This window comes from Corynebacterium humireducens NBRC 106098 = DSM 45392 (genome assembly GCF_000819445.1).
Lineage (GTDB): Bacteria > Actinomycetota > Actinomycetes > Mycobacteriales > Mycobacteriaceae > Corynebacterium > Corynebacterium humireducens.
Genome location: NZ_CP005286.1, coordinates 1,956,679 through 1,981,077 on the forward strand (window position 1 = coordinate 1,956,679; position 24,399 = coordinate 1,981,077).

A 24,399-nucleotide genomic window follows, 5' to 3' on the forward strand; every position below is an offset into this window, starting at 1 on the left:
ATGACTCAACTGACGCTCAGCGAGATCCCGCTGCCGGTGCTGCGTGGGATCGCGGCACTCCACGACCCGACCCGCGACGAGGTGTCCGCGGCACTGCCGGAGAACGCCCGGCACCTCGCCGACGACATCATCGCCCTGCTCAACGGCCGACCCGCCAGCGCCCCGGCGTTCCCCGCCCCGGAACCGGAGCCGGAGCCGGAGCCCGAGCCTGTGATCCCCGAGCCCGTGGTCCCGGAGCCGGAGCCTGTCCCGCGCAGCACCGCGACGGCCTCCCTCCAGGACCTGGCCCGCGCCCTCGAGGAGGAGGTCCGGGGCCAGACCGCAGCGGAGGCGGCCCGCCAGCAGGTCGACCCCGCCCTGTTCCTCGACATCGACCCGGCCCTGTTCGACAGGTACCAGTACGGTTCCACCCCCGACCACCTGTCCCCGGGCATCACCGTCGAGCACCACCCCGCCCCGGTGGACGAGGACGGCGAGCCCCAGGGCCGGGGCTCCGTCCTCATCTCCTGGGAGCCGCCCGCGGTCCCCGCCGGCCATCAGGTCGTCTACCGGGTCGTCGCCGCGGACCGGGAGGTGATCGCCTCCCCGGACGGCCAGCAGACGCTGGTGACCACGCTGGGTACCGCCTACCTCGATGAGGATCTCGGCACCAGCGGTGTCCGGCACTACATGGTGTGGGCGAACGTCCTCCGGAGCGAGCTCAAGGAGGCGCTGCACTCCCAGCCCACGCTGGTCGGTGAGCGGATGGTGGTGTTCCCGCCGGAGAACTTCCAGCTGGTCGAGTCGAAGGGCACCATCACCGGCACGTGGGACCCCCTGCCTGGGCATGCAGAGATGCGTGTGTACGCGAAGCTCGAGCAGGTCCCCGTCGACATGCGGGACCCCGGCAACCAGGTCATCAGCGGGGTGAGTGACCGCCGCTTCATCTACGAGGCCGCGGAACGTGGGCGGAACTACGTCTTCCAGCTCGTCCCGGCCGCCGAGTTCCGGGGTTCCCTCATCCTGGGTGAGGGCAGCGCGGAGCTCCGGCAGGCCACGAGCGCGGACATCCGGCAGGTGCAGCTGAATACGCCGCAGCTGTTCAACGACGGCCGGAACGAACGCATCATGCTGTCCTGGACGGCGCCCCCGACCGGCAGCGTGAAGATCTTCCTCTCGCAGATCCCCCCGCGTCCGACCCTCACGGTCGCCCCCGTGGAGTACTCCTGGATCGAGGACGACCCGGCCTTCGTCGGCGAGATCCCGACCGACACCAGCGAGGCCCCGGCCGGCAGCACCGCCGACACGACGATGACGTGGCCGGAGGGGTGGCACGAGGTGTACATCACCGCCGTCAACATCGTCGGCGACAAGGCGTGGGCCGGCCCCAGCGAGGTGATGCAGCGGGTCTCCCCGATCACGGAGGTCCGCCTGGTCGAACGCCTGTCGAGTCAGCTCATCACGTTCGACTGGCCGGCCGGCGCGCGGATGGTGCAGATCGAGACGTCGAACAGCCCGACGAGCCGGGAGCTGCTGGAGGAGGACTACCGGCGCCAGGGTGGCGTCCGCGTCCAGCTGGCGCACACGGGTGAGGAGGTCACCCTCACCCCGAAGTCCTTCTACGCCGGCCGGGACACGACGGCGGAGCCGACGCACCTGCGTTACCGCGGTCTGAAGACCTACTCCTACGATCTGCGGACGGTGGACAACGGGACGCAGCTGCTCATCTGGCGCAACGAGTCGGAGGACCGTAACCCGCCGCGTTTCACGCTCGTCCACAACCCGACGTCGCTGCCGCTGCACCCGCACGACGGCCGCCCGCTGCGGTGCGCCAACGTACAGGACATCCTGGACGGCCGGCAGGCGCAGGGTCCGGTGATCGTCGCCTCGCACGGTCTGTCCCGGGGCCGCCCGGAGGTCGGCAGCGCCAACCAGGTCACCTGGTGGGTCGAGATGCCTCCCGCGGCGACGGGCTACGTGCGTCTCTTCCTTCTCGACGACGACCAGGAGCAGGACGACTCCCTCGCGGCCAAGGTCGTCGTCGAGGGTGACGTGGCCGAGCGCCTGCGCATCGAGTCCCTGTGGAGGAGCCAGCCGTGAGTGCCGCAGCCTTCAGTTACGCGTCCTTCTCCCGGGGTGCCGGCGGTTGGCAGATCGGCGAGGTCGTCGGGCCGCTCGATGAGGGGCGGGTGAGGTCCCTGCTGGGTGCGGTCCCGACCCAGCTCGGTGACGGCACCCAGGTCCCCACGTACCCGGACAGGAAGGAACGCGCCCGTCTGGTGCGCCGTTTCGCCTGGCTGCCGGCCCCCTGGGATCCGCGGGTGCGGGTGTTCTTCTCCTCCGTCCCCGCGGGTTCCGACGCCACCGGCCGCCCCGGCAACGTCTTCACCTACGTGTCGGTGTGCGGTGGGCCGGACGTCCCCGTCGGTGCCGCCGTCTCCGCCATGTTCAGCCCGGACATCCCGACGCCCTTCGGGCCGCGGGAGACCGAGTCCGCCCGCATCCCCGCGCAGCCCGCGCAGGCCGGCCCGGTGGCCGGGCTGGTGCCGACGTTCCTGGACGGCTGGGAGGAGGGTACCTCCCCCCTGCCGGAGATCTTCGCCGCCGTGTCCAACACCCACGGCACCCGGCGCCGGGATCTCGTCCGTTTCCTGGCGTCCACGCTGGAGACGGGCGAGCCCGTCGTCCTGGCGTGCCCGCCGGCGGAGGCCCCCCTGTGGGTCGCCGCCGTGAACGCCGAGAGGCCACAGCTGGACTTCTGCTTCTCGACGATCGAACGCACCCCCACCGTCGAGGAGACCCTGTCCCGCGGCGCGCAGCTGGTCATGGTCCCCCTGCCGGACGCCGACCGCGTCCGGGTCATGCTCCCCCATCTGACGGTCATCACCACCACCGACGACATCCCCGCCGCGCCCGCCCCGGAACCGGTCGCCGACGCCCTGTCCAACCCCTTCGACGCGGAGCCGGAGCTCCCGCCTGCCCCGGACCTCTCAGTGCAGTTGTCCGAGGTGACCGACTACCTGGGACGCCCCGGCACGCCCGCGTACCTGACGGCCGGTCTCACGCTGACCCCGACGGCGGCGCAGAACTCCTTCCTCCACACCGCCGGGGTGCAGGAGTGGGTCGACGTCCTGCGCGGGGAGGTCGAGGATCCGCTCACCGTGTCCGACGTGCTCGGTTTCCTGCTGTTCCCGCCGACCAGTTTCATCGGCGCCCGCACGCGGGCGATGGTGCTGGCCGCGGAGACCGCGGAACCGTGGTGCAGCCGGGACGTCACGCGTTTCGGGTGGCTCTTCGACCTGCCCGACGACCTCCAGGAGGAACTCTGCCGGGACGCCGCCGCGCAGCTCCCGGAGACCCCCGGACCGGTTGCGCCCCGGGAGGACGGACTGCCGGTGACCGACCTGGTGCGGAGGGTCGTCGAGAAGCATCATGCCCGCACGCCCCGAACCCAGGTGAGGAAGTAGCCATGTCCACCATCACTCTCAGCGCGAACGACTCCCACCCGATCCCCCTGGGCGGGTACCTGCGCATCGACGCCTTCTCCGTCGGCGGCGCCGCGGAACCTGTCCGCGTCAGCGTCAACGGCGAGCAGCTGCAGGCCAACGCCGCAGGCGACAGCTGCGTGTTCCTCATGTCCTGCCCGCAGCGCGCCACCATCGTCGTGGCCCCCGCCCACGGTGGGGAGTTCGGGCCGGACCAGTCGACGCGGGTCACCGTCACGCGCAGCGGCGCCAGCGACCACCGGGACATCACGGTGGAGTTCCCCATCGTGCGTGTCGACGGCGTCAGCGAGAAGATCATCGGCGAGATCGACAACACCGGCGAGCACTACCTGCTCACCGCCTACGGTTCCGACGAGTCCACCAACCTGGGCCGCGAGTCCATGGTCGTGCTCTCCGCGCTGCGCAGCCGCCTGACCGCCCCCACCGGAGTGACCTCGCTCGTGCTGTGCCCGGACGCCTCCGCGACCGCCGCCCAGCTCAACGATCCCCGCATGATCGCCGGGGCCGCGCACATGGTCACCGGCGTCGCCACCGCGCTCACCCTCGACTCGGTCCGCCTCGGCGGGGAGTCGTGCACCTTCGACCAGCTGGCGGCACGACTGGAGGCCCTGGTGGGGGCGGGAGCCACCCGCATCGGTGGCGAACGTCCACCGCAGGTCGACGACCACACCCTGGTGGTCCACCTGACGCCGACCCCGCGGGCCGCGATGGTGAGCACCGGGCACCCCAGCCTGGTCCTCGCCTACGGCCCCACCGCCGCCGCGGAGCAGGAGCTCTTCGAGCTCAACCTGCGCAGCGGCGACCGGACCGGTTTCGTCGCCCTCACCGACCACGTCCTCACCGCCCTGGAGGACGGCAGCCACTCCGCCATCGCCCCGCACGCGGACACCATCGCGGCCGTCCTGTCGTCCCCCACCAACCCCCACGGAGCCACGGAATGAGCCAGTTCGCACGTTGCCCGCACACCTTCCGACCCCTGGACCCCGGCGCCACGGTCAGTCCGTACACCGGTCTCGAACTTCCCGCGGACTGGTCCGAGAGCGTCACCCACTGCATCGCCATGGCCGGCGCCCGGGCGTCCGGCAAGTCGCTGTACACCGCCGTGGTGATCAAGCAGCTGGAGCTGCTGGCGGCGCGGTTCCACCGCCTCATCCGGCCGCTCGACGAGTCCACCCGGGAGCGCTACACCACACACTACGAGACCCCGCTCTACCTCGAGATGCGGCACATGGCCCCCACCCCGACGAGCACCAGCACCGACGCCTACCAGCGGGACCCGCTGATCTTCACCCTGGGCACCTGGCGCGCCCCGGACGGCGTCGACCGTGTCCACAACCTCGTGCTGCGTGACGTCGCGGGCGAGGACCTGGAGAACACCGAGACCCCCGTCGAGGAGCTGGAGTTCTTCCGCCACGCCCACCTCATCGTCTTCCTCTTCGACCCGCTGAAGGTCCCGCAGATCAGCAGCTACCTCCACGGGCTCATCCCGCCGCAGGCCAGCCTCGGCGGCAACCCGGAGGACGTGCTGGAGAACCTCCGGCGGATCCTCGGCGACGCCCGCCCGGCCCTGGCGGTGACGATCTCGAAGTTCGACACCCTGCAGAAGCTCGCCGCCCTCCCCGACGGGGAGTGGCAGGCGATCATGGGCAACGAGGGCTCCAGTTTCCGCCGCGACACCGGCTGGGACTTCGACCGGCACGACCAGCTCATGCTCGACATGGAGATCGACGCACTCCTGCGGTACGTCAAGGCCGACACCCTGCTCAACCAGCTGGAGGAGGCCTACGGCAGCCGCGGGGAGCGCCACTACTTCGCCGTCTCCGCCCTGGGTGAGTCCCCCACCGGTGAGCACCTCAGCCGGCAGGGCATCGCGCCCTTCCGCACCACCGATCCGCTGCGCTGGCACCTCCAGCGTTACGGGGTGTTCGAGGAGCCGCAGCCGGGAGGTGTGTCGCTGTGACGTTCCAGGGACCTGAACGCATCGGCTGGGACGAGCCCGACTCCTCCGCCGGGCACGGACACACGCAACCGGAGAGCTACGTCTACGGTCAGCCCGTGGCGGACACGGAACGCCGCCACGTGTCGGCCCGCGGGGTCAACCCGCTGCAGGCGCCGTGGAACCTGCTGATCTCGGCGGGTCTCTACCTGCTGGGTGTCGGCTACCTCACGTACCTGCTCATCTCCCACGTCAACTCCACTCCCCTGCGGCACGACTTCTACTGGGAGTTCTTCACCCTCAAGGTGGTGGCCCTGGTGGCGATCGTCGTGCTAGTCGGGGCCATGCTGCTGGCCCAGCCCTGGGGCAGGTACGGGCTCAGTGCGGTGACGGTCGTGGGGATCCTCGTGGTCGTCCTCCCCGGGTTCTGGCCCGCCAGCCTGCTGGGCATCGCCGCGGGTGTTGCGTTGTGGCTGCCCCGCGGGCACGCCTGGTTCGGCTTCCGCTGATCAGCGGGCGCGGGCCTGCTCCACCTGGCGGTGCAGGCCCAGCTCCTCCATGGTGGTGACGGCGCGGCCGAGCATCTCCTCGTAGGTGGTGTGGGCCCCGGCGAAGCGGTGCATGAGCGCCAGCTCGAGTTCCGCCATGGCGTACCCCAGCCGGTCGCTCTTCTCGGTGAGCGTGTCCTGCGGGTACTCCGTGAGGATGTCGATGAACAGGTTCGCCGCGTCCCGGTGCATGCTGCGCAGGAAGTACAGCCGGGCCAGCCCGGTGCTGGCCACCACCTGCGCCGGCAGGAAACGTTCCCGCCGGGCCAGGGAGTACGCGTGGTTGAGCGAGGTGAAGGCGTCGCGGGGGTTGTCCTCGCGGGCGAGGAACTCGCCCTCGTGGATGAGTGCGTCGATGTACTCGCCCACGTCACCGTCGCCACTCAGCAGGGTCTCCTTGGCGGACTCCATCAGGGGCCGCCACTGCGGGGAGTTGTGTGCGGCACGGTAGCCGGCCGTCCCCATGTCGACGGCGGCGAGCCCCTCCTCGCCCAGGAGCTCCGCGCCCACGACGTGCCGGCTCTCGTGGAGTGGCGCCGCCGCCAGGGCCAGCACCTGGTAGGCGGCGGCCCGGTCCACGAAACGCAGCGCGACGTAGTACTCGTAGGCGATGCGGAAGCGGTCGACCAGGGTGCCGATGCTCTCGTCCGCCGGGTCGAGGACGGACATCGTGGCGTCGAAGAGCGTCTGCACGGCCTCGAGGTCGAGGTCCTCACCGCGGTCAGCGATGAGCTCGACGATCCGGTCGACCTGGTCCTCGCTGAACTGGGCCGGTCCGGCGGCGAGCCAGGTGGCCACCTCCTCGTCGACGGCGGCGAGCGCGGGATCGAGCGGGCGTGCCAGGAGGGAGTCCAGATGGTCCAGCGCCCGGACGATGCGCTGGTTGAGGGGTTCATGGTTCATGCGCAGGGGGTGGACGACCAGCCACTCGGCGAGGTCGAGCATCCTCTCCGCCGCGTCACGGTCGGTGGTCTGCATGATCTCGGTGACCAGCTGGTTGGCCTTGCCCTGGAACACCAGGTCCGGGTCGCCGGAGGCGAGGCCGAGGGCCGTGAGGTGCTCCGCGTGGCGCCCGGCGTGGGGGTCCTGCAGTGCCCCGTCCCCGGAGATCTCCGCCAGGTCGGTCGCCTGCATGAGTCGGGCGGCCTCGACGAGCAGGTCGGTGTGCTCCTCCACCGCGGCGAGGGTGTCGAGTCCGCGGAGGGTCTCGTCGATGCGCGGGCCGACGCGCCGTGCGTGCCCCAGGTAGTCCTGCGGGGCGAGGTCCCCCCGACTCCGGTGGATCTCGTCGACCAGGGTCCGCAGAGAGTCGATGTCCTGCACAGATCTTCCTTCTTCCGGGGGAAAGGTCCCCTCATCATAGGTCACGGGACGGGTGGCTTCAGCGCGTCTCCGCCCACCGGGCGAGGGTCTCCTCGCCGAGTTCCCGGAGCAGTCCGGCCGCCCGCGCGGTGAGCTGCCGGTGGAGGTCGGCTCGCCCGGCGGTGCGGTGCATCCCGGCCAGCTCGACGAGGGCGTAGGCGTAGGACACCCGCGACCTCGTGTCGGGCAGTGTCTGCGGGTCCGTCTGCGCCAGGATCTGCACGAACAGCTCCGCCGCCTCCCGTCGCCGCCCGGCCTTGAGGTACAGGTTCGACAGTCCGATGGACGCGGAGACGACCGGCGTGAGGTGCCGGTTCCAGTCGGCCTCGCGGTACACCGTCGAGAGCAGTGCCTCCGCCTCCTGCGGGTCCCCGTCGGTCATCTCGAGTTCCCCGGCGATGAGCAGTGCCTCGAGGCGCTGCAGCGGGTCCTCACTCAGCCGGGCGGCGGCCCGGGCGGCGGAAATCCGCCGCCGCACGTCCACGGCAGTGTCCTGCGCGACCCACCGCCACCCCAGGGCGATGAGTTCCGGGGAGCCGGAGCCCAACCCGAGCGCGACCGCCTCCTCCCCGACTCCCCCGCCCGGGGACTGCCGGTGGCGGGCACGCATGGCGTCGATGAGCTCCTGCGGCCCCATGCCCAGGGCACCGACGGTGGGGGCGTCGGCGATCCGGTCGAGTCCACCCACTCAGGCCTCCTCCGCCACCAGGATGTCCGTGATGATGCCGTCCGCGAGCAGCCGGCCCGCATCGGTCAGCGCGATGCGGTCACCGCGGTGCTGCAGGAGTCCCCCCGCCACATGCTTCTCGACGACACCGTGCCCCGCCTCCGCGACCCACGCGAGGGGGATGCCCTCGCGGAGGCGCAGGCCGAGCATGATTCTCTCGGTGTGGCGTTCCACCTCGGTGAGGGTCTCCTCCCCCGCGACCGGCAGTTCCCCGGCGGCCAGGAGCGCCGCATAGCGGGCGGGGTGCTTGACGTTGTGGAAGCGGCGGTCACCCAGGTGGGAGTGCGCGCCCGGGCCGGCTCCCCACCAGTCGCCGTCGCGCCAGTAGATGCCGTTGTGGCGGCACTCGCCACCCGGCTTCGCCCAGTTGGACACCTCATACCACTCGAAGCCGGCGTCCTCGAGGCGGGCGGCGATCATCTCGTAGCGGTGCGCGTAGACGTCCTCGTCCGGGGCAGGCAGCTCGCCGCGGCGGACCTTGCGGGCCATGGCGGTGCCCTCCTCCACGATGAGGGAGTAGGCGGAGACGTGGTCGACGTCGGCGGAGAGCACAGCGTCGAGGGTGGCACGGACGTCGTCGTCCGTCTCGGTCGGGGTGCCGTAGATCATGTCGAGGTTGACGTGCTCGAAGCCGGCGGCCCGGGCCTCCTTCGCGGCCTCCACGGCGCGGCCCGGGGTGTGCATGCGGTCGAGGACGCGCAGGACGCCCGGGGCGGCGGACTGCATGCCGAGGGAGATGCGGGTGAAGCCGGCGTCGAGAAGCGCGGCGAAGAACTCGGGTGACGTGGACTCCGGGTTGGACTCCGTGGTCACCTCCGCGCCGGGCGCGAGGCCGAAGTTGTCCCGGACGAGCGTGAGGATGCGCGTCAGTCCCTCCGCGCCGAGGAGGGAGGGGGTGCCGCCGCCGATGAAGACGGTGTCGGCAGGGGGACCGGACGCGAGCTCCAGTTCCCGCGCCAGGGAGTCGAGGTAGGCGACGGGCGCCATGTCGAGCTCACCCGGGGTGTAGGTGTTGAAGTCGCAGTACCCGCAGCGGGTCGTGCAGAAGGGGACGTGGACGTAGACGCCGAACATTCCGTCAGGCTAGCTGGCGGCGCCCCGGCGTGCACGTTTGGCTGCGACACGGGCCACGATGGCGTCGATACGCGCACGTTCCGTGAGGAACGCCGGCGGGTTGTCCCCGCGCATGGAACGCGTGTACCCCGGGTAGGCGTGGGCGACGGTCTCCAGCCAGCCCTCCACCACCGTGGTCACGTGCGTGCCCACGCGGGCGAAGAGGTGCGGCAGGCTCACGGCGTCGAGGTTGCCCGCCACCATGTCGGTCTGTGCCAGCACCCACTCGACGATCTCCCCGAGATGCTCGACGACCAGCGCGGTGCGCCCGTCGAGTTCGGTGAAGGTGAAGAGTTCCTCGAGCGAGGCGGCGTCGAGAAGCTCCGGTTCGACGAGCCGTGAGGACGGCGACGCCGACGCGGAGAGCACCCCGGCGCGCACGCCGGAGATGAGCGCCTGGCGCAGGCCGAGGAGTTCACCGATGATGTGGCGGGAATCGCGGCGCGCGTCGGCGAGGATCTCATCGAACTCCGCGAGGCAGTCGACGGTGAGTTCCGCGTCCCAGTCGCGGATGGCCTCGAGGAGATGCTCGATGTATTCGACGACCTCGTCGCCGATGTTGTAGATCTCCTGGGTGAGCTCGCGGTGGCGCAGCTCGGCGGCGATCTTCTGCATCGTAGGCTGCCCCCTGTCTTTTTCCTGGATCGAGGCTGACTCTATGACAGTTCCGTCCCAGAGTCGGTGTGACTCGCCGGACTACCTCTTGTAGAGGTGTCGGATGGCGTCTGCGTAGCGCTGGGCGACGACGTTGCGCTTCACCTTCATCGTCGGGGTGAGTTCATTCTCCTCCTCCGTGAGGTCCCGGTCCAGGATGTAGAACTTCCGGATACCCTCCGCCTGGGAGACGGTGGAGTTGACGGTGTTCACGGCGTCCTGGATCTCGGCGCGCAGGGCCGGGTCCATGGCCAGGTCGGAGACGGACTTGTCCTCCGGGATGTTGCGGTTGAGCTTCCAGCGGGTGAGGGCCTCCTCGTCGAGGGTGACGAGCAGACCGATGAAGGGCTTGCCGTCGCCGACCACCATCGCCTGGGAGATGAGCGGGTGGGCGCGCAGGGAGTCCTCCATCGGGCCGGGCGAGACGTTCTTGCCGCCGGCGGTGACGATGAGGTCCTTCTTGCGGCCCGTGATGACCAGGTGGCCGGACTCGAGCAGCTCGCCGAGGTCGCCGGTGTTGTACCACCCGTCCTCCATGGACTCGGCGGTGGCCTCCTCGTTGTTCCAGTAGCCGTCGAAGAGGATGGGGCCCTTGATGAGGATCTCGCCCTCGTCGTTGACCCGGATGCTCACCCCGCCGAGCGGACGCCCGACGGTGCCGATCTTCTGGTCCTCGAAGTCGACGGCCGCGGCGGCTGCGGTCTCGGTCAGGCCGTAGCCCTCGTAGACGGTGACGCCCAGGCCGCGGAAGAAGTGCAGCAGGTCGTGGCTCATCGCCGATCCACCGGTGATGCAGTACTTCACGGAGTCACCGATCGCGGCGCGGATCTTGGAGTAGACCAGCTTGTCGAACACGGCGCGCCTTGCCGCCAGCATCCGCGACGGCCCCTCCGGGGTGTCCAGGGCGCGGGAGTAGGCGATGGCGGTCTTCTCCGCGCGGGCGAAGATGGCGGCCTTCGCCGGTCCCCCGTCCGCGGCGTTGGCGGCGGCGGAGTTGCGGACCTTCTCGAACACGCGGGGCACGCCGAGGATGAGGTTCGGGCGGGAGCGGGCGAACTCGACGGAGAGGGTGGAGAAGTCGGACCAGTGGTTCTGGGTGGCGCCACCGATGACCACGGCCAGCGACACCGCGCGGGAGAGCACGTGGGCCAGCGGCAGGAACGTGAGCACGCGGGTGCCCGGGACGGCGATCGCGCCGATCGGGTGGCTGAGCACGCCCCGGACCTCGGCCAGCCAGTTGCGGTGCGTGAGGCGGCAGCCCTTCGGCTTCCCCGTGGTGCCCGAGGTGTAGACGATGGAGGCCAGGCTGTCAGTGTCGGTGCGGGCGATGCGGGCGTCGATCTCCTCGGCGGGGATCTCGCGGCCCTCGAACTTCAGGGTGGCGATCGCGGAGGAGTTGATCTCCAGCACGCGGCGCAGCTGCGAGGGGGAGTCCTGCAGACGCGGGGTGCCGTCCTCGGTGAGGACGAGGTGGGAGATGAGCTCCGTGTGGTCGCGGGTCTCGGAGATGGCGAGCACCGCGCCGGAGTCCTCGATGATCCACTGCATCTGCGACAGGGAGGAGGACGGGTAGACGGGCACGCTCACGGCACCGGCCGCCCAGATGGCGAAGTCCAGGAGGGACCACTCGTAGCGGGTGTCCGAGATGAGCGCCACGCGGTCGCCGGGCTGCACGCCGGACGCCACCAGGCCCTTCGCCACCTCGTAGACCTCGGCGACGAACTCCGCAGAGGTGACGTTGACCCACTCGAAGTTGGCGGGGCGCGTGAACATGACGCCGTGCGGGTAGCGGCGCGCGGTGTCCAGCATGGCGGTGAGGCAGGTTTCGCCGGGGGCGATCTCGTAGTCGGCCGGGGTGTGGAACTCCTGCACGGGTGCGTCCTCTCGCATCGGGATACATGACGGTTTCCTCATAACGCTACCCCTGTCGTGGCGCGGGAGGGTGGCCACACCCCGCAGCTTCCAGCGGAACGACCACCGAGATGGCAGGATGTGCGGTGTGACTAACCAGGACGTGCTGAGAGAACTCGCGGACGCCCACGGCGTCGCCACGCGCTACACCGCCAGCGACGGGGAGGAGATCACCGTCACCGACGACACGCTGCTCAAGACGCTGCGTGCCCTCGGCGTCGCCCTCTCCGCCGCCCCCGACGGCGAGGAGCTGCGCGCCGCCCTCGACGCCCACCGCACAGCCGAGGCGATCCGCCCGCTGCCGCCGTGCGTCGTCGCCGTCGCCGGTGACGCCCGCACCTTCAACGTGCACGTCCACGACGGCGCCCCGGCCGACATCCAGATCATCCTCGAGGACGGTTCCGTGCGTTCCGCCCACCAGGAGGAGAACTGGAACCCGCCGGTCACCGTCGACGGTCAGCCCTGGGGCGAGGCGACGTTCCGCATCCCGGGTGACCTGCCGCTCGGCTGGCACCGCATCACCCTGCAGTCGAACGACGCCCACCACGAGTGCGCGCTCATCATCACCCCGGCCCGCCTGTCCACCACCGACCGCTACGTGGAGGAGCCGGTCACCGGCGTCATGGCGCAGATGTACTCGGTGCGGTCCGAGAAGTCCTGGGGCCTGGGCGACTTCCACGACATGGGGCAGCTGGCGGAGGTCCTGGCGAAGGAGGCCGGCGCCGACTTCCTGCTGGTCAACCCGATGCACGCCGCGGAGCCCTTCCCGCCGGCCGAGGACTCCCCCTACCTGCCGACGACCCGCCGCTTCATCAACCCGATCTACCTGCGCATCGAGGACATCCCGGAGATCGCGCAGCTGGACGAGGAGACCCGCGCGGACCTGCAGGAGCTCGCCGCCGAGCTGCGGGAGATGAACCGTTCCGACGAGATCATCGAACGCAACCCCGTCTACCAGGCCAAGCTCGACGTCCTCCACGAGATGCACCACCGCGGCCGCACCCCCGAGCGGGAGGCCGCCTTCCGCGCCTACGTCGAGCGGGAGGGCCAGGGCCTGGTCGACTTCGCCTCCTGGTGCGCCCGCCGCGAGAACGAGCAGATCCATCAGCAGCGGGCCCACGGCATCGTCCCGGACATGGACGAGATGGTCGACTTCTACATGTGGCTGCAGTTCCTCTGCGACGAGCAGCTCGCCGCCGCGCAGGCCCGCGCGAAGGCCGCCGGCATGAAGATCGGCATCATGGCCGACCTCGCCGTCGGCGTGCACCCGGGTGGCGCCGACGCCCACAACCTCGCCCCCTGGCTGGCGCCGGACGTCTCGGTGGGTGCCCCGCCGGACGGCTACAACCAGCACGGCCAGGACTGGTCCCAGCCGCCGTGGCACCCGGTGAAGCTGGCGGAGTCCGGCTACCGCCCGTGGCGCAACCTGCTGTCGACGGTGCTGCGCCACTCGGGCGGCATCCGCGTCGACCATGTCCTGGGGCTGTTCCGTCTCTTCGTCATGCCGCGCATGCAGCCGCCGACGACGGGCACCTACGTGTACTTCGACCATGAGGCACTCGTCGGCATCCTGGCGCTCGAGGCCGAGCGTGCCGGCGCCGTCGTCGTGGGCGAGGACCTGGGCACCTTCGAGCCGTGGGTGCAGGAAGTCCTGGCGGCCAAGGGTGTCATGGGCACCTCGATCCTGTGGTTCGAGGGCTCCCCCACCGTCGAGGGCCCGCGCCTGCAGCACGAGTACCGTCAGCTGGCGCTGAGCTCGGTGACCACGCACGATCTGCCGCCGACCGCCGGTTACCTGGCCGGCGAGCACATCGAGCTGCGTGAGCGTCTGGGGCTGTTCACCACCGACGCCGCCGAGGAGGACGCCGTCGACCTGGAGTGGCAGGGCGAGGTGCTCGACCGCATCCGGGAGACCGGCTGCTTCGACGGCACCCCCCTGGCGGACACCGAGTTCGAGGGGCTGGCCCGCGACGAGCGCGGCAGCACCGGCGACCTCATGGTCGGCATCCACCGTTTCATCGCCGGCACCCCGTCGGCGCTGAGCTGCATCTCACTGGTGGACATGGTCGGTGACATCCGGGCGCAGAATCAGCCCGGCACCACCAAGGACCAGTACCCCAACTGGTGCATCCCCCTGTGCGACGCCGACGGCACCCCGGTCCTCATCGAGGACCTCGCCGACGTCGCGCTGTTCCACCGCATCGCGGAGGCCAGCGAACGCTAGATCATGCTGATGAGCCAGGCGATGACCACGATCGCGAGGAGAACCCACAGCGACTGGGTCACCCGCGACTGCGGGTACTTGCGCCTGGCCTTCGGCAGCTTCTGATCCTCTTTACGCAGTTCCTCGGGGTTGGCCATGATTCTCCTTTGAGTGAATGTCAGTGGTCGCCGACGGAGGCCCGCCAGGCACGCTCAGCCGCCAGGGAGACGGTGTCGACGATCCGCACCAGCGCCACCGCCGCGACGGTGGCGACCGGAACGGCGACGCCCATCACCAGCGGGATCTGCAGCCACAACGGGGCACTGAGCAGAAACTGGGTGACGGCGTCCATGTCGGATCAATCTACCCCAGGTCTAGCCGAGTTCCACCCCGGCCAGCCCACGACGGTGCAGCAGCGGGGTGACGTCCTTGTCGCGGCCACGCAGGCGTCGGAAAGCATCGGTGTAGTCCAGTGATGCGCCGCGGGAGAGGATGTGCTCGCGGAACCGCTCGCCGGCCGCCCGGCGGTCCTCCTCCCCACGGAACCAGTCGAAGCCGTCGGCGTCGAGGGCCTCCGCCCACAGGTAGGAGTAGTAGCCCGCGGAGTAGCCGCCGCCGAAGATGTGGTTGAAGTAGGTGGAGCGGTAGCGCGGTGCCAGCTCATCGACCACGAGCCCGGCCTCCTCCAGGGCCTTCTCCTCGAAGTCGCTTATCGACGTCACCTTGCCCGCCTCCTCCTCCGTCAGGGAGTGCCACGCCAGGTCGATGATGGCGGCGGCGAGGTACTCGGAGGTGGCGAAGCCCTGGCCGAACTGGCGGGCGGCGACCACGGCGTCGAGAAGCTCCCGGGGGATGACCTCGCCGGTGTCGACGTGGCGGGCGTAGTTGCGGACGATGTCCGGCTCGAAGGCCCAGTTCTCGTTGATCTGGGAGGGGAACTCGACCCAGTCGCGGGGGACGTTGGTGCCGGCGAGGGTCGGGTAGCGCACGTCGGAGAGCAGCCCGTGGAGGGCGTGGCCGAACTCGTGGAAGAGGGTGGTCACCTGGTCGATGGTCAGCAGCGGCTCGGAGCCGTCCACCGGGTGGGTGATGCCCATGACGTTGACCACCACCGGGCGGCGGTCCAGCAGGCCGGACTGGCGCACGAAAGAGCTCATCCAGGCGCCGCCCCGCTTGGAGGGGCGGGCACGGTAGTCGGTGAGCAGCAGGCCGAGGCCCGCGCCGTCGTGGTCGAGGACCTCCCACACGTCGACGCCCTCGGCGTAGCCGTGGAGGTCCTCGCGCGGGACGACGGTGATGCCGTAGAGCTGGTTCGCGGAGTGGAAGACACCGTCGACGAGCACCTGGCGCAGCGGGAAGTAGGCGGAGAGCTCGTCCTCGTCGAGGGAGAAGTCACGCTCGCGGACCTTCGCCTGCCAGTAGGGCCAGTCGGCGGCGGTGACGTCGGCGGCGGCGAGTTCACCGGCCAGCTTGCGCTCGGCGTCGGCGTTGGCGGCGGCCGCCGGGGCGAGGTCGAAGAGCAGGCGGCGGGCCGCCTCCGCGGTGCCGGCGGTCTCCTCGGCGATGACGTAGTCGGCGTGAGTGTCGTAGCCGAGGAGGCGGGCCCGCTCGGCGCGCAGACGCACCTGCTCGAGGAGGTTCTCCCGGTTGGACTCGAGGCCGCGGCGCTGGGAGGCCTCGTAGAGGCGGGCGCGGGACTCCGCGCTGTCGAGCACCAGCTGATCCGACTGGACGGTCGGCAGCTCGAGGGGGATGAGCCACCCCTCCTGCCCGGCCTCCTCGGCGGCGGCCCTCGCGGAGGCGACACGGGACTCGCTGAGGCCCGCGAGGTCGGCGGCGTCGTCGAAGAGCACGGCCAGGTCGCGGGTGTCGGCCAGCAGCTGCCGGCCGAAGGACTCGGAGAGGGAGCTCAGGCGCTGGTTGATCTCCGCCAGGCGGGCCTTGCCGGCGGCGTCCAGGCCCGCGCCGCGGCGGGTGAAACGGCGCACGAGCAGGTCGTGGAGGCGGGCGGACTCGGGGTCGGCGGGCACGGGGGCGTCGAGAAGCCGCTGGTAGAGGCCCTCATTCTGGTAGATCGCGTCGGAGTGCGCGGACAGGCGCGGAACGATCTGCGCGACGGCGGCGTCCATCTCGTCGTTCGAGTCGGTGCCCTGCAGGTTGAACAGCCAGGAGGTGACGCGGTCGAGCAGCGCACCGGAGGTCTCCAGCGCCTCGACGGTGTTCTCCCACGTCGGCTCGGCCGGGTCGGCGACGATCGCGGCGATCTCCGCGGCGTGCTCCTCCAGGGCGGTGTCGAAGGCCTCGACGGCGTGCTCGAGTCGGATGGCCCGGAAGTCGGGGAGCTCGTAGGGCAGGGTGGACGGGGCGGTCAACGGGTTGGAGGTCATGCCTGCCGATGCTAGTACCGTGGGCTTCATGACCGACCATGACCGTGTGACCGTGAGCTGCCCCGCCGGCAGGATCACCGGCGTCAGCGACGGGGAGATCACCCGTTTCCACTCGATCCCCTACTCCGTCATCCCCGGCCCGTTCGAGGACGCGCGGCGTATCGGACGGACACAGGACGTCGACGCCACGAGGTACCGTCCCGACACCATCGCCCTGTCGATCGTCACGCCCACCGGGGCCCGGGAACTGAGTGACCTCCCGGTGGTCGTCTACATCCACGGCGGGCGTTTCGAGAACGGCACCCACGGCGACCGCCGCGCCGACGGGGCCCCCAACGCCCGCGACGGCATCATCACCGTCCACCTCGGCTACCGCACGAAGCTGCCCGGATTCGCCCGCTTCCACGACGACGAGCCCGACCGCTTCCGCGGCATCGACGACTGCCAGCTCGGCCTCGAGTGGGTGCAGCGCAACATCGAGTCCTTCGGCGGCGACCCCACCAACGTCACCCTCGTGGGCCAGTCCGCCGGCGCCACGGTCGCACTGTGGCTGGCCCGGCGCGACCATTTCCGCGGCGCTTTCCGACGCCTCATCGCCATGTCCCCCAGCTTCCCGCGGGAGAGCTTCGAACGCCGGAAGGGATCGCTGCGGGCGGCCCTCGGACGTCCGGTGACCCGGGAGTCCCTGACGCAGCTCGCGGAGGACAAACCCGACCTCCTGCGGAGGGGGTACAACCGTTTCCGCACCATCCACGGCCTGGACATGGCGCTCGGCCCCACCGGTTTCGACGGTGCCGAACTCTCCGACATGCCCATGCTCCTCACCTGCACCCGTGACGAGCACTACGCGATGCCCGCCGGACAGAAGGTGGACGCCCGCGGCTGGGGTCCCGCGTTCGTGCGGCTGCTCGCCCGGCGGATGGGCGTGCGCGGTCCCGTGGACCGGTACCTGCAGGCCGCCCGGGAGATGGACGCCTCCCGCCTCATGGGCCGGCTCATCGGCGACGCCGCCAACCGCCGCTGGGTCTCCCAGGCCGGGGACGAGGTCCCCGGGCCGGTGTGGGTGGCGGAGTTCGTCGAGAAGGACGGACCTGCCCTGCACTGCGCGGAGATCTCCCCGATGTTCGGCCTGGCGGGCGAGGAGGCGGCCGCGGTACGTCAGCTCTTCCTCGACTTCGTGCACGGCCGGGAGCCCGACTGGGCGGAGTACGACCAGAGCACCGGACGCGTTGTCTCCATATTTGGGTTAACGGCGAATAGCGTAGGTTTGGCTCATGACCCCCTGAGAATGGTCCGTGAGGCCTTCTCCCCCCACTGACGGAAGGACAAGGGCCGATGGGCGAGACCTTTGACCGGCGCTACTCGGAGCCGTGGATCCTCCACGGCTCCCTGCCGTCCCCGGAGGAACTGACCACGGTCATCTCGTCCGAGGTCCCCGGGGCCGTCCACACCCTGATGACCTCGGGGGAACCCGGGGACGACTCACTCCACCAGTTCGTCCTCCACCCCGAGGGCCACGAACTCGACCTCGAGGAACTGGCCACCGAGTTCTGCCGGAGCATCAGACGAGGGGTCCCCTTCGGGCTGGGCACCTTCCACGGCACGCTGCCGACGGAGGTGGTCTCCACCCGGATCGTGAGTGAACCCCACAGGATCAGCCTCTTCTGCGCGGACGCGGAGGGCACCGACCGGTTCGTGTTCACCCTGTACCGACGCGTGTGGCCGGGCATCCCCAACGAGGTCGAGGTGCTGTCGACCCTCACCGACTCCTACTCCCCCGGACTCACCGGTCACCTGGAGCTCGAACTCGACGGACTGGTCTACGTGCTCGGCACCGCCCGCCGCGTGCCCACCGGCATCAACGCGTTCGAGTACGCGAAGATGGGGGTCGCCGCCCAGGTGTTCTCCCACTCCCAGGGCCTCACCCTGGGGCAGACACTGCGTTTCATCCACGACTCCCTCATCATGTCCTTCCCCTACGAGTGGGCCCCCGCCGCCGAGGTAGCACGGGACCTGGAGAGTCGTCTCGACGGTTTCCTGGAACGCACCCCCGTCCTCGCGGAACACGCACCCTGGATCCGCGACTGGTACCGCAACCTGCGTGGCGAGGTCTTCTGCCAGCGTCTCCACGGGAACATGTCGTTCCAGCGGATCTGGCTCGAGGACGACGAGTCCTGGTTCATCGGCGGCTGGGAGGGCGACCTACGTCTCCCCCTCGAGGAACGCACCGTCTTCGGCTCCCCCCTGTCCGACTTCGCCATGCTGCAGCGTTCCCTCTTCTGGGCGTGCGAGGACAACAAGCCGTGGTGCATGAAGACGATGTCAGCCGTGTTCGAGGGCTACGGCGAACCCATGACGACGCGCCTGTTCTGTGCCTACGTCCTCGACCGGGCGTGCGAGGAACTCGCCGACCACTCGGGCACCCCCGACGGGCAGCCGGAGATCCCGCTCGGGTTCTTCACGTGGTTCCGCGACGTCCTGCTGCCCACCCGCGACACGATGGAGCTCTCCCAGTTCCACCGCGAGGTCACTGCGTGATGGCGTCACGCAGCCGCTGGTCGGACAGCTCCTCCACCAGCCACGGGCTGAACGCGAACGGGGTGGCGTCCACGGCGGCGATGACCTCCTCCGGGGTGGCCCAGGCCAGCGAGTCGATCTCGTCCGGCCGCGGGTCCGGCTGCTCCCCCTCCTTCAGGCGGGCGACGAACACCGGGCAGAACTCATTCTCGACGATGCCGCTCGAGTCCACCGCCCGGTAACGGAAGTCCGGCAGGACCGGCGTGATCTGCCCGACCGCGCCCGGCGCGAAACCGAGCTCCTCGATGCTGCGGCGCACCACCGCCTCCTCGTTGCTCTCCCCGGGGCCGGGGTGACCGCAGAAGCTGTTGGTCCACACCCCCGGCCAGGTCTTCTTGGACAGTGCCCGCCGGGTCATCAGCAGACGGCCGTCGGAGTCGAGCAGATAGCAGGAGAAGGCGAAGTGCAGCGGGGTGTCCCCGGTGTGGATGGTGGCCTTCGGCGCAGTACCGGTAGGCTCCCCGTGCTCGTCGGCCAGAACCACCAGTTCAACGTCGCTATTCATGCCACCACCCTACCCAGGTCTGTTTTCCCGGGTCAGCCGCGGGCCCACGCCCCGATCACGCCGGGCACCACCGCCGGCCGTTCACCGAGGACCGCGGCGACGTTGCCCTCCTCCTCGACGGCGGACGTCACCGCCCGCACCTTCGACGCCTTCGACGGCTGCTGTCCCGCCATCGGAGCCCCCATCATGGGCATCTCGCCGCGGCCCGCGGGTGTGCCGGCGCTTCTCGACGCCGCCCCTACCCCGCCACCGGCTCCCACCGCAGGGGTCCCCGGGACGGGACGCACAGCACCCACCGGTCCGACGCCCGCTCCACCGAACGCGGATCGGGCGGAGGCACCGACACCGCCACCCGGGCGGCCCGGCGGCAGGACACCGACCGGACCCAGCCCACCGGGGACGGCACCCGGGGCAGTGGTGACCCGGCTGCCGGTACCGGCCGCGGTGGTGCCCGCCTGGCTGAGGTTGCCCGGTGTACCCGGGATCAGCGGCGAGCCATGGGACGGCAGGGACAGCGGCGCGCTCGCCCCGCCACCCGTCCCGGAAGGGCCTCCACGGAACGGCGGTGCCCCGATCACGCCGCCGACGGAGGGAACTGACGGCACGGCACCCGTAGCACCCGCAGCACCCGCAGTGCCCGCAGTGCCCGCAGCACCCGGGGTGCCGAGGGTGGGCGGCACCGTCAGCGTGCCCGTCGACGCGGCGGTGGTGCCTACGTCTGCCCCGCTCACCAGGGCATCCAGCTCCGGCATGTTGCCGCCGACACCGGCCAGTCCCTCCATGCCCGCCTGCACGGTCCCGAACTCACCCGCCCCGATCGCCCGCTGCAGGGAGGTCAGCGACTCCAACGGCGCACCCGGCGCCCGCAGCCCAGTCGCATCATGCTTGGAACCCGTGCCCTCCACGGTGCCGCCCCCGAGTGCGATCTCCCCGCCACCGTCCGGTGCCGGGTCCATGACCATGAGGTTGCGGATGGGCGGGATACCCGTCGCCACGGTGGGCGTGTAACTCGCTGGGAAGGACGCCAGGAAGGAGCTCTCCGCCGCCTGGCGGGCCACGGGGTCCGGGATCGCCGCGATGGCGGCCATCGCCAGGTTCACCGTGACGGCACCCTGCTGCTTGATGAACGACAACCTCTCCACCGAGGAGCCCATCACCTGCGAGTTCATGGCGAAGGTCTCGCCGGCCCGCGCGACCTCGGAGACCCGGGCGATCGCGGCCTCGATGACGTCACCCCGGTTACGGGAACCGAGGTCGGAGGCCACCGCCTGCAGCTGCGCCGAGATCTCGGTGACATCGGCGGACATCTGGTGCCACATCCGTGCCGCCACGACACTGTCCTGGATCTTCGTCGACGAGAAGTCCGCCGACAACTGGCTCATGGACGTCGCCGGCAGCACCACCGGCGGCGTGAAGGTGAAGTTCTCGAAGCGGGGTCGGGGCCGCGTCGGGAAGCTCACCCCGTCCTGCCCGATCGCACCTCCCTCATCCGCGATGTCCATTCCCCGCGCAACGAAGGCGTTCTGCCCGGTCAACGCCTCGTAGCTGGCCGCCAGCGCCCCACTGAGCCAGGACACCTGCTCGGCGTAGGACTGCAGCACGGTGATCGCCGAACCGGCGCCTCCGTTGATGACGCCGCCGTGATTACCGCCGAGCTGGTCGAGGCCCGAGACCCCCGAGAAGCTGGCGTTCAGAGAGTTCTGGCTCGCTTCACCGGCCACGTCACGTGCGTTGGAGCCGATGGTCTCCAGCTTCCGGACGCCAGTGAGAATCGAATCATGATCGATGTACAACTCCATTGTTTTCCCCCAAGTAAGCGAAGAGATTCTCTAGCTTGTCGATAGCGAGAACGCAGAGCTCGTCACGGCTCTGCGTCGTGAGTGTTTCTGTGTACTGGACAACGAACCTCCCCCGGTTCGTGTGGACCGCCGCGCTGCACTCATCCGGCACACCGGCCCCCATGTGATGCAGGTACACCCCCGGAATCTGTGTGTCCGCGTCCGGTGCCACCATGAATCCCCTCTCGATGATGCGTTCCACTGGAACTCTGTCACCGGTCAACGTGTAGAAGGCACGCCCTCCATGCGCAGACGAGAAGTAGGAGCACCTGGCTGACAGTCCCCCGTCATAAGACGGCTCCCGCACCCGTTCCCCCAGCCCCGCCCCCGCCAGTACCTCCGGCGGGATCTCGGTGCACGGGTCGAACACCGCGAAGTCGCCCGCAGGGTCGAAATCCCCCAACTCGAGGACCGGGGCCGGTTCGGGTGTCGGGGCTGGTGGGGCGTCGTTAAGCGTGGTGGGCGAGCAGGCGGTGAGAAGCGCGCCGAGGGCGACGGGCAGGAGTCGGCGGACGGGCATGGGGTCCCCTCTGGTGGTGGTCGGGCGCGGAGGGTTTCCGCACCCGACACACTTAGACTCCGAAAAGGGGCCGAAGGTTCCCTGCCGGGCGGAATTTCTTCCTAGAAGTTGAGGTTGCCTTCCCAGATGATGTTGCCGACCTGCAGTTTCGCGTCCCAGAGGTTGCCGGGGCTGACGTTGAAGGCGTAGCGGACGTTGGTGGAGGCACCGCTGCCGAGGGGCAGGTCGAGGCCGAGTGTCATGTCGGTGTTGTCGCCGGTCATCGGCTCGGCGTCGACCATGGTGCCGCCGCCGGAGTTGTAGGTGAGGGTGGGCTGCGGGAGGGCGTCGACGGGGAGGGGTTCGTCGTTGAGGTTGGTCACCAGGACGGTGATGATGCTGCCGCCGGTGGTGCCGCTGCGGACACCCTGGTAGCGCATGTCGACGTTGAGGCCGGGGTCGGTGGTCTTGCCGCGGAGGGACTCCGCCTCGACGGGGTCGACCTGGGAGGCGGCGGCCACCGGTGTCTCGGAGGTGGTGACGTTGATGGACTCGTCGCCGCCATTGCCTCCGGCCTCTCCCGAGCAGGCGGTGAGGAGCGCAGAGCAAGCGAGCAGAGCGAGGGCGGGGCGGAGTCGTGACACGGTGCCTCCCTTTCAGTCCGGCCTAAGATGTTCGGGGTCATTCCCGCACCAGTGTATCCAGCGGTTCCCGCCGGGTAGTGTGCAACCCCGACCGTCGCCTCAAGTTTTGGAGTAGCAGAAGAAGTTGAACAGTCTCGCCCGTATCCTGCGCAGCGCCTCCGCGTTGTGGCCCTACTATCTCGGCGTGGTGCTGATCTCCACGGCGGCGGCGGCGCTGGCGCTGGTGTCACCCTTCATCCTCCGTGAGGCGACCGACACGATCGTGTCGGCGGTGCACGGGGACGTGGAGGTCGCCGATGTCACCACGACGTTGCTGTGGCTGGCGGTGGCGCTGCTGGTGGCGGATCTGACCAACACCGCGATGGGCAACATCGGTGGCTACATCGGTGACGTCATGGCCATGCGGATGCGGCAGATCCTGTCGACGCGCTACTACGCGAAGCTGCTGGCGCTGCCGCAGAGGTACTTCGACAATCAGGTGACGGGCACGGTCATCGCCCGTCTGGACCGTTCGATCACGTCGATCACGCAGTTCCTGCAGTCCTTCTCCAACAGTTTCTTCCCCATGCTCATCCAGGTGATCGCGGTGCTGGTCATCACGTCCTGGTACTACTGGCCGCTGACGCTCCTGCTGGCGCTGCTGTTCCCGGTGTACATGTGGCTGACCACGCTGACGTCGCGACGCTGGCAGAAGCTCGAGGGGAAGAAGAACGAGCAGATCGACCTGGCGAACGGTCGTTTCGCGGAGGTCATCGGCCAGGTGAAGGTGGTCAAGTCCTTCGTCTCGGAGGTGCGGGAGCTGGATGACTTCGGGCGTCGTTACGGGAGGACCGTCGACATCACGCGCCCGCAGTCGAGCTGGTGGCACATCATGGACACGGCCCGCGGCGCCGCGCTCAACCTCATCTTCTTCGGCATCTACCTGGTGCTGTTCTTCCGCACGCTGAACGGCCAGTTCTCCCTCGGTGACATGGTCATGCTCATCCAGCTGGTGAACATGGCGAAGCAGCCGGTGCACATGATGAGCTGGATCGTCGACGCCGCGCAGCGGGCCATCGCCGGTTCCCGCGACTACTTCAAGGTCATGGAGGAGGAGTTCGAGCCGACCGCCAACGCCGAGCTCATCGCCGCGACGGAGGCCACCGGCGTCCCCGTCCTCGATCTCACACCGGTGCAGCCGCTCACCCCGCAGGCCCCGGTCGTGCGTTTCGACGACGTCACCTTCGCCTACAACGAGGACGAGCCGGTGATCCGCAACGTCAGTTTCGAGGCCCGCGAGGGGGAGAAGATCGCCCTGGTCGGCGAGTCCGGCGGCGGCAAGTCCACGCTGGTCAACCTGCTGCTGGGCCTGTACCGCATCGGGGAGGGCACCCTCCAGGTCTGCGGCCGCGACGTCCGTGACCTGTCCGCGGCGGAGCTGCGCGCCAGTGTCGGCGTCGTGTTCCAGGAGGCGTCGCTGTTCTCCGGCACGATCCGCGAGAACATCGCCTACGGTCGCCCCGGCGCGACGGAGGATGAGATCGTCGAGGTCGCCCGCCGCGCCAACGCGCACGACTTCATCATGCGTTTCCCCGACGGCTACGACACCGTCATCGGCGAGCGTGGCCTGCGCCTGTCGGGTGGTCAGAAGCAGCGCGTCGCCGTCGCGCGCGCCATGCTCAAGGACGCCCCGATCCTGCTTCTCGACGAGGCGACCTCCGCCCTCGACACCAAGGCCGAACGCGCCGTCCAGGCCGGCCTGGACGAGCTGATGAAGGACCGCACCACGCTCATCATCGCGCACCGCCTGTCGACGATCGCGGGTGTGGACACCATCGTCACCCTCCGCGACGGCATGGTCGACGAAATAGGTTCACCGGACCAGCTCGCCGCCTCGGGTGGCATCTACGCCGAACTCCTGCAGCTCACGGCGTCCTCCTCGGCCGCTGACCGGGCCCGTCTGAAGAGGTACGGGCTCGTCGTCGACGGTCACGGCGACGAGGAGGACGAGGAAGAGGACTAGTCTGTCTG

The 24,399-nt window shown here is 69.8% G+C and carries 21 protein-coding genes; 9 read left to right on the forward strand and 12 right to left on the reverse strand.

The window, feature by feature from the left end:
* From B842_RS09660 to B842_RS09680, 5 genes are read left to right on the forward strand one after another with little or no spacing between them, the layout of a single operon-like run.
* Positions 1-2,079, forward strand: a complete 2,079-nt coding sequence (locus B842_RS09660; protein WP_040086382.1) for a SaeA-related protein — start codon at positions 1-3, stop codon at positions 2,077-2,079.
* A complete protein-coding gene (locus tag B842_RS13250) occupies positions 2,076-3,446 on the forward strand; it encodes a GAP1-N2 domain-containing protein (protein WP_052437872.1) in 1,371 nt (456 codons plus the stop codon). Before B842_RS09660 ends, B842_RS13250 begins: the two co-directional genes overlap by 4 nt.
* A gap of 2 nt (positions 3,447-3,448) precedes the next feature.
* Complete coding sequence (locus B842_RS09670; protein ID WP_040086383.1) at positions 3,449-4,426, forward strand: hypothetical protein; 978 nt, start codon at positions 3,449-3,451, stop codon at positions 4,424-4,426.
* The gene (locus B842_RS09675; protein ID WP_040086385.1) at positions 4,423-5,445 is read left to right on the forward strand and encodes a hypothetical protein; all 1,023 of its coding nucleotides are present in this window, start codon (positions 4,423-4,425) and stop codon (positions 5,443-5,445) included. Before B842_RS09670 ends, B842_RS09675 begins: the two co-directional genes overlap by 4 nt.
* Entirely contained in the window at positions 5,442-5,930 is a 489-nt protein-coding gene (locus B842_RS09680; protein ID WP_040086386.1) for a hypothetical protein, read from the forward strand. Before B842_RS09675 ends, B842_RS09680 begins: the two co-directional genes overlap by 4 nt.
* On the opposite strand, the gene B842_RS09685 is transcribed toward B842_RS09680, so the two are convergent.
* From B842_RS09685 to B842_RS09705, 5 genes are all read right to left on the reverse strand, one after another.
* Positions 5,931-7,292: a hypothetical protein gene (locus B842_RS09685; protein WP_040086387.1), complete on the reverse strand. Its 1,362-nt coding sequence runs from the start codon at positions 7,290-7,292 to the stop codon at positions 5,931-5,933.
* A 58-nt stretch (positions 7,293-7,350) separates the two neighbouring features.
* The gene (locus B842_RS09690; RefSeq protein WP_040086388.1) at positions 7,351-8,019 is read right to left on the reverse strand and encodes a hypothetical protein; all 669 of its coding nucleotides are present in this window, start codon (positions 8,017-8,019) and stop codon (positions 7,351-7,353) included.
* On the reverse strand, positions 8,020-9,132 hold the full coding sequence (gene hemW / locus B842_RS09695; protein WP_040086389.1) for a radical SAM family heme chaperone HemW: 1,113 nt from the start codon (positions 9,130-9,132) through the stop codon (positions 8,020-8,022).
* Between the two features lie 9 nt (positions 9,133-9,141).
* Complete coding sequence (locus B842_RS09700; RefSeq protein ID WP_040086391.1) at positions 9,142-9,786, reverse strand: hypothetical protein; 645 nt, start codon at positions 9,784-9,786, stop codon at positions 9,142-9,144.
* An 81-nt stretch (positions 9,787-9,867) separates the two neighbouring features.
* Positions 9,868-11,715, reverse strand: a complete 1,848-nt coding sequence (locus B842_RS09705; protein WP_040086392.1) for an AMP-dependent synthetase/ligase — start codon at positions 11,713-11,715, stop codon at positions 9,868-9,870.
* A gap of 109 nt (positions 11,716-11,824) precedes the next feature.
* Here B842_RS09705 and malQ point away from each other — a divergent pair, with 109 nt between their 5' ends.
* Positions 11,825-13,960, forward strand: a complete 2,136-nt coding sequence (malQ, locus tag B842_RS09710; RefSeq protein WP_040086394.1) for a 4-alpha-glucanotransferase — start codon at positions 11,825-11,827, stop codon at positions 13,958-13,960.
* Here malQ and B842_RS13710 read toward each other — a convergent pair.
* Genes B842_RS13710 through B842_RS09720 form a run of 3 tightly spaced genes read right to left on the reverse strand, consistent with a single transcriptional unit; the run spans position 13,957 to position 16,326 of the window.
* Positions 13,957-14,097: a hypothetical protein gene (locus tag B842_RS13710; RefSeq protein WP_040086395.1), complete on the reverse strand. Its 141-nt coding sequence runs from the start codon at positions 14,095-14,097 to the stop codon at positions 13,957-13,959. The genes malQ and B842_RS13710 overlap by 4 nt on opposite strands.
* A 20-nt stretch (positions 14,098-14,117) precedes the next feature.
* Positions 14,118-14,291 (reverse strand): hypothetical protein, encoded by a 174-nt coding sequence (locus B842_RS13860; RefSeq protein ID WP_169744860.1) that lies wholly within the window; start codon positions 14,289-14,291, stop codon positions 14,118-14,120.
* Positions 14,292-14,313: 22 nt separating this feature from the next.
* Positions 14,314-16,326, reverse strand: coding sequence for a M3 family metallopeptidase (locus tag B842_RS09720; RefSeq protein WP_040086397.1), 2,013 nt, complete (start codon positions 16,324-16,326; stop codon positions 14,314-14,316).
* A gap of 28 nt (positions 16,327-16,354) precedes the next feature.
* Between B842_RS09720 and B842_RS09725 the strand changes: the two genes are divergently transcribed.
* Entirely contained in the window at positions 16,355-17,644 is a 1,290-nt protein-coding gene (locus B842_RS09725) for a carboxylesterase family protein (protein WP_040087563.1), read from the forward strand.
* 17 nt (positions 17,645-17,661) lie between these two features.
* Positions 17,662-18,864 carry a hypothetical protein gene (locus B842_RS09730; protein ID WP_040086398.1) on the forward strand — a complete coding sequence of 401 codons (1,203 nt, stop codon included), beginning with the start codon at positions 17,662-17,664 and terminating at the stop codon, positions 18,862-18,864.
* On the opposite strand, the gene idi is transcribed toward B842_RS09730, so the two are convergent.
* The 4 genes from idi to B842_RS09750 all read right to left on the reverse strand — a co-directional run bounded on the left by idi (position 18,854) and on the right by B842_RS09750 (position 22,389).
* Positions 18,854-19,408: an isopentenyl-diphosphate Delta-isomerase gene (gene idi / locus B842_RS09735; RefSeq protein WP_040086400.1), complete on the reverse strand. Its 555-nt coding sequence runs from the start codon at positions 19,406-19,408 to the stop codon at positions 18,854-18,856. The two genes, B842_RS09730 and idi, sit on opposite strands and share 11 nt — an antisense overlap.
* Positions 19,409-19,440: 32 nt before the next feature.
* On the reverse strand, positions 19,441-21,207 hold the full coding sequence (locus B842_RS09740) for a hypothetical protein (RefSeq protein ID WP_052437873.1): 1,767 nt from the start codon (positions 21,205-21,207) through the stop codon (positions 19,441-19,443).
* Positions 21,185-21,766, reverse strand: a complete 582-nt coding sequence (locus B842_RS09745; protein WP_040086401.1) for a DUF3558 domain-containing protein — start codon at positions 21,764-21,766, stop codon at positions 21,185-21,187. Before B842_RS09745 ends, B842_RS09740 begins: the two co-directional genes overlap by 23 nt.
* A gap of 101 nt (positions 21,767-21,867) precedes the next feature.
* On the reverse strand, positions 21,868-22,389 hold the full coding sequence (locus B842_RS09750; RefSeq protein ID WP_052437874.1) for a hypothetical protein: 522 nt from the start codon (positions 22,387-22,389) through the stop codon (positions 21,868-21,870).
* Positions 22,390-22,513: 124 nt separating this feature from the next.
* On the opposite strand from B842_RS09750, the gene B842_RS09755 reads away from it, so the two are divergent.
* Positions 22,514-24,391, forward strand: coding sequence for an ABC transporter ATP-binding protein (locus B842_RS09755; RefSeq protein WP_040086402.1), 1,878 nt, complete (start codon positions 22,514-22,516; stop codon positions 24,389-24,391).
* The last annotated feature ends 8 nt before the right edge of the window (positions 24,392-24,399 follow it).

Excerpts from the sequence above, each read along its gene's own strand:
- B842_RS13710 (WP_040086395.1), bottom strand. The coding sequence starts at position 14,097 with ATGGCCAACCCCGAGGAACTGCGTAAAGAGGATCAGAAGCTGCCGAAG.
- B842_RS09670 (WP_040086383.1), top strand. The coding sequence starts at position 3,449 with ATGTCCACCATCACTCTCAGCGCGAACGACTCCCACCCGATCCCCCTG.
- B842_RS09740 (WP_052437873.1), bottom strand. The coding sequence starts at position 21,207 with ATGGAGTTGTACATCGATCATGATTCGATTCTCACTGGCGTCCGGAAG.
- hemW (WP_040086389.1), bottom strand. The coding sequence starts at position 9,132 with ATGTTCGGCGTCTACGTCCACGTCCCCTTCTGCACGACCCGCTGCGGG.
- B842_RS13860 (WP_169744860.1), bottom strand. The coding sequence starts at position 14,291 with ATGGACGCCGTCACCCAGTTTCTGCTCAGTGCCCCGTTGTGGCTGCAG.
- B842_RS09745 (WP_040086401.1), bottom strand. The coding sequence starts at position 21,766 with ATGCCCGTCCGCCGACTCCTGCCCGTCGCCCTCGGCGCGCTTCTCACC.
- B842_RS09705 (WP_040086392.1), bottom strand. The coding sequence starts at position 11,715 with ATGCGAGAGGACGCACCCGTGCAGGAGTTCCACACCCCGGCCGACTAC.
- idi (WP_040086400.1), bottom strand. The coding sequence starts at position 19,408 with ATGAATAGCGACGTTGAACTGGTGGTTCTGGCCGACGAGCACGGGGAG.
- B842_RS09730 (WP_040086398.1), top strand. The coding sequence starts at position 17,662 with ATGGGCGAGACCTTTGACCGGCGCTACTCGGAGCCGTGGATCCTCCAC.
- B842_RS09700 (WP_040086391.1), bottom strand. The coding sequence starts at position 9,786 with ATGCAGAAGATCGCCGCCGAGCTGCGCCACCGCGAGCTCACCCAGGAG.
- B842_RS09675 (WP_040086385.1), top strand. The coding sequence starts at position 4,423 with ATGAGCCAGTTCGCACGTTGCCCGCACACCTTCCGACCCCTGGACCCC.
- B842_RS09720 (WP_040086397.1), bottom strand. The coding sequence starts at position 16,326 with ATGACCTCCAACCCGTTGACCGCCCCGTCCACCCTGCCCTACGAGCTC.
- B842_RS09660 (WP_040086382.1), top strand. The coding sequence starts at position 1 with ATGACTCAACTGACGCTCAGCGAGATCCCGCTGCCGGTGCTGCGTGGG.
- B842_RS09725 (WP_040087563.1), top strand. The coding sequence starts at position 16,355 with ATGACCGACCATGACCGTGTGACCGTGAGCTGCCCCGCCGGCAGGATC.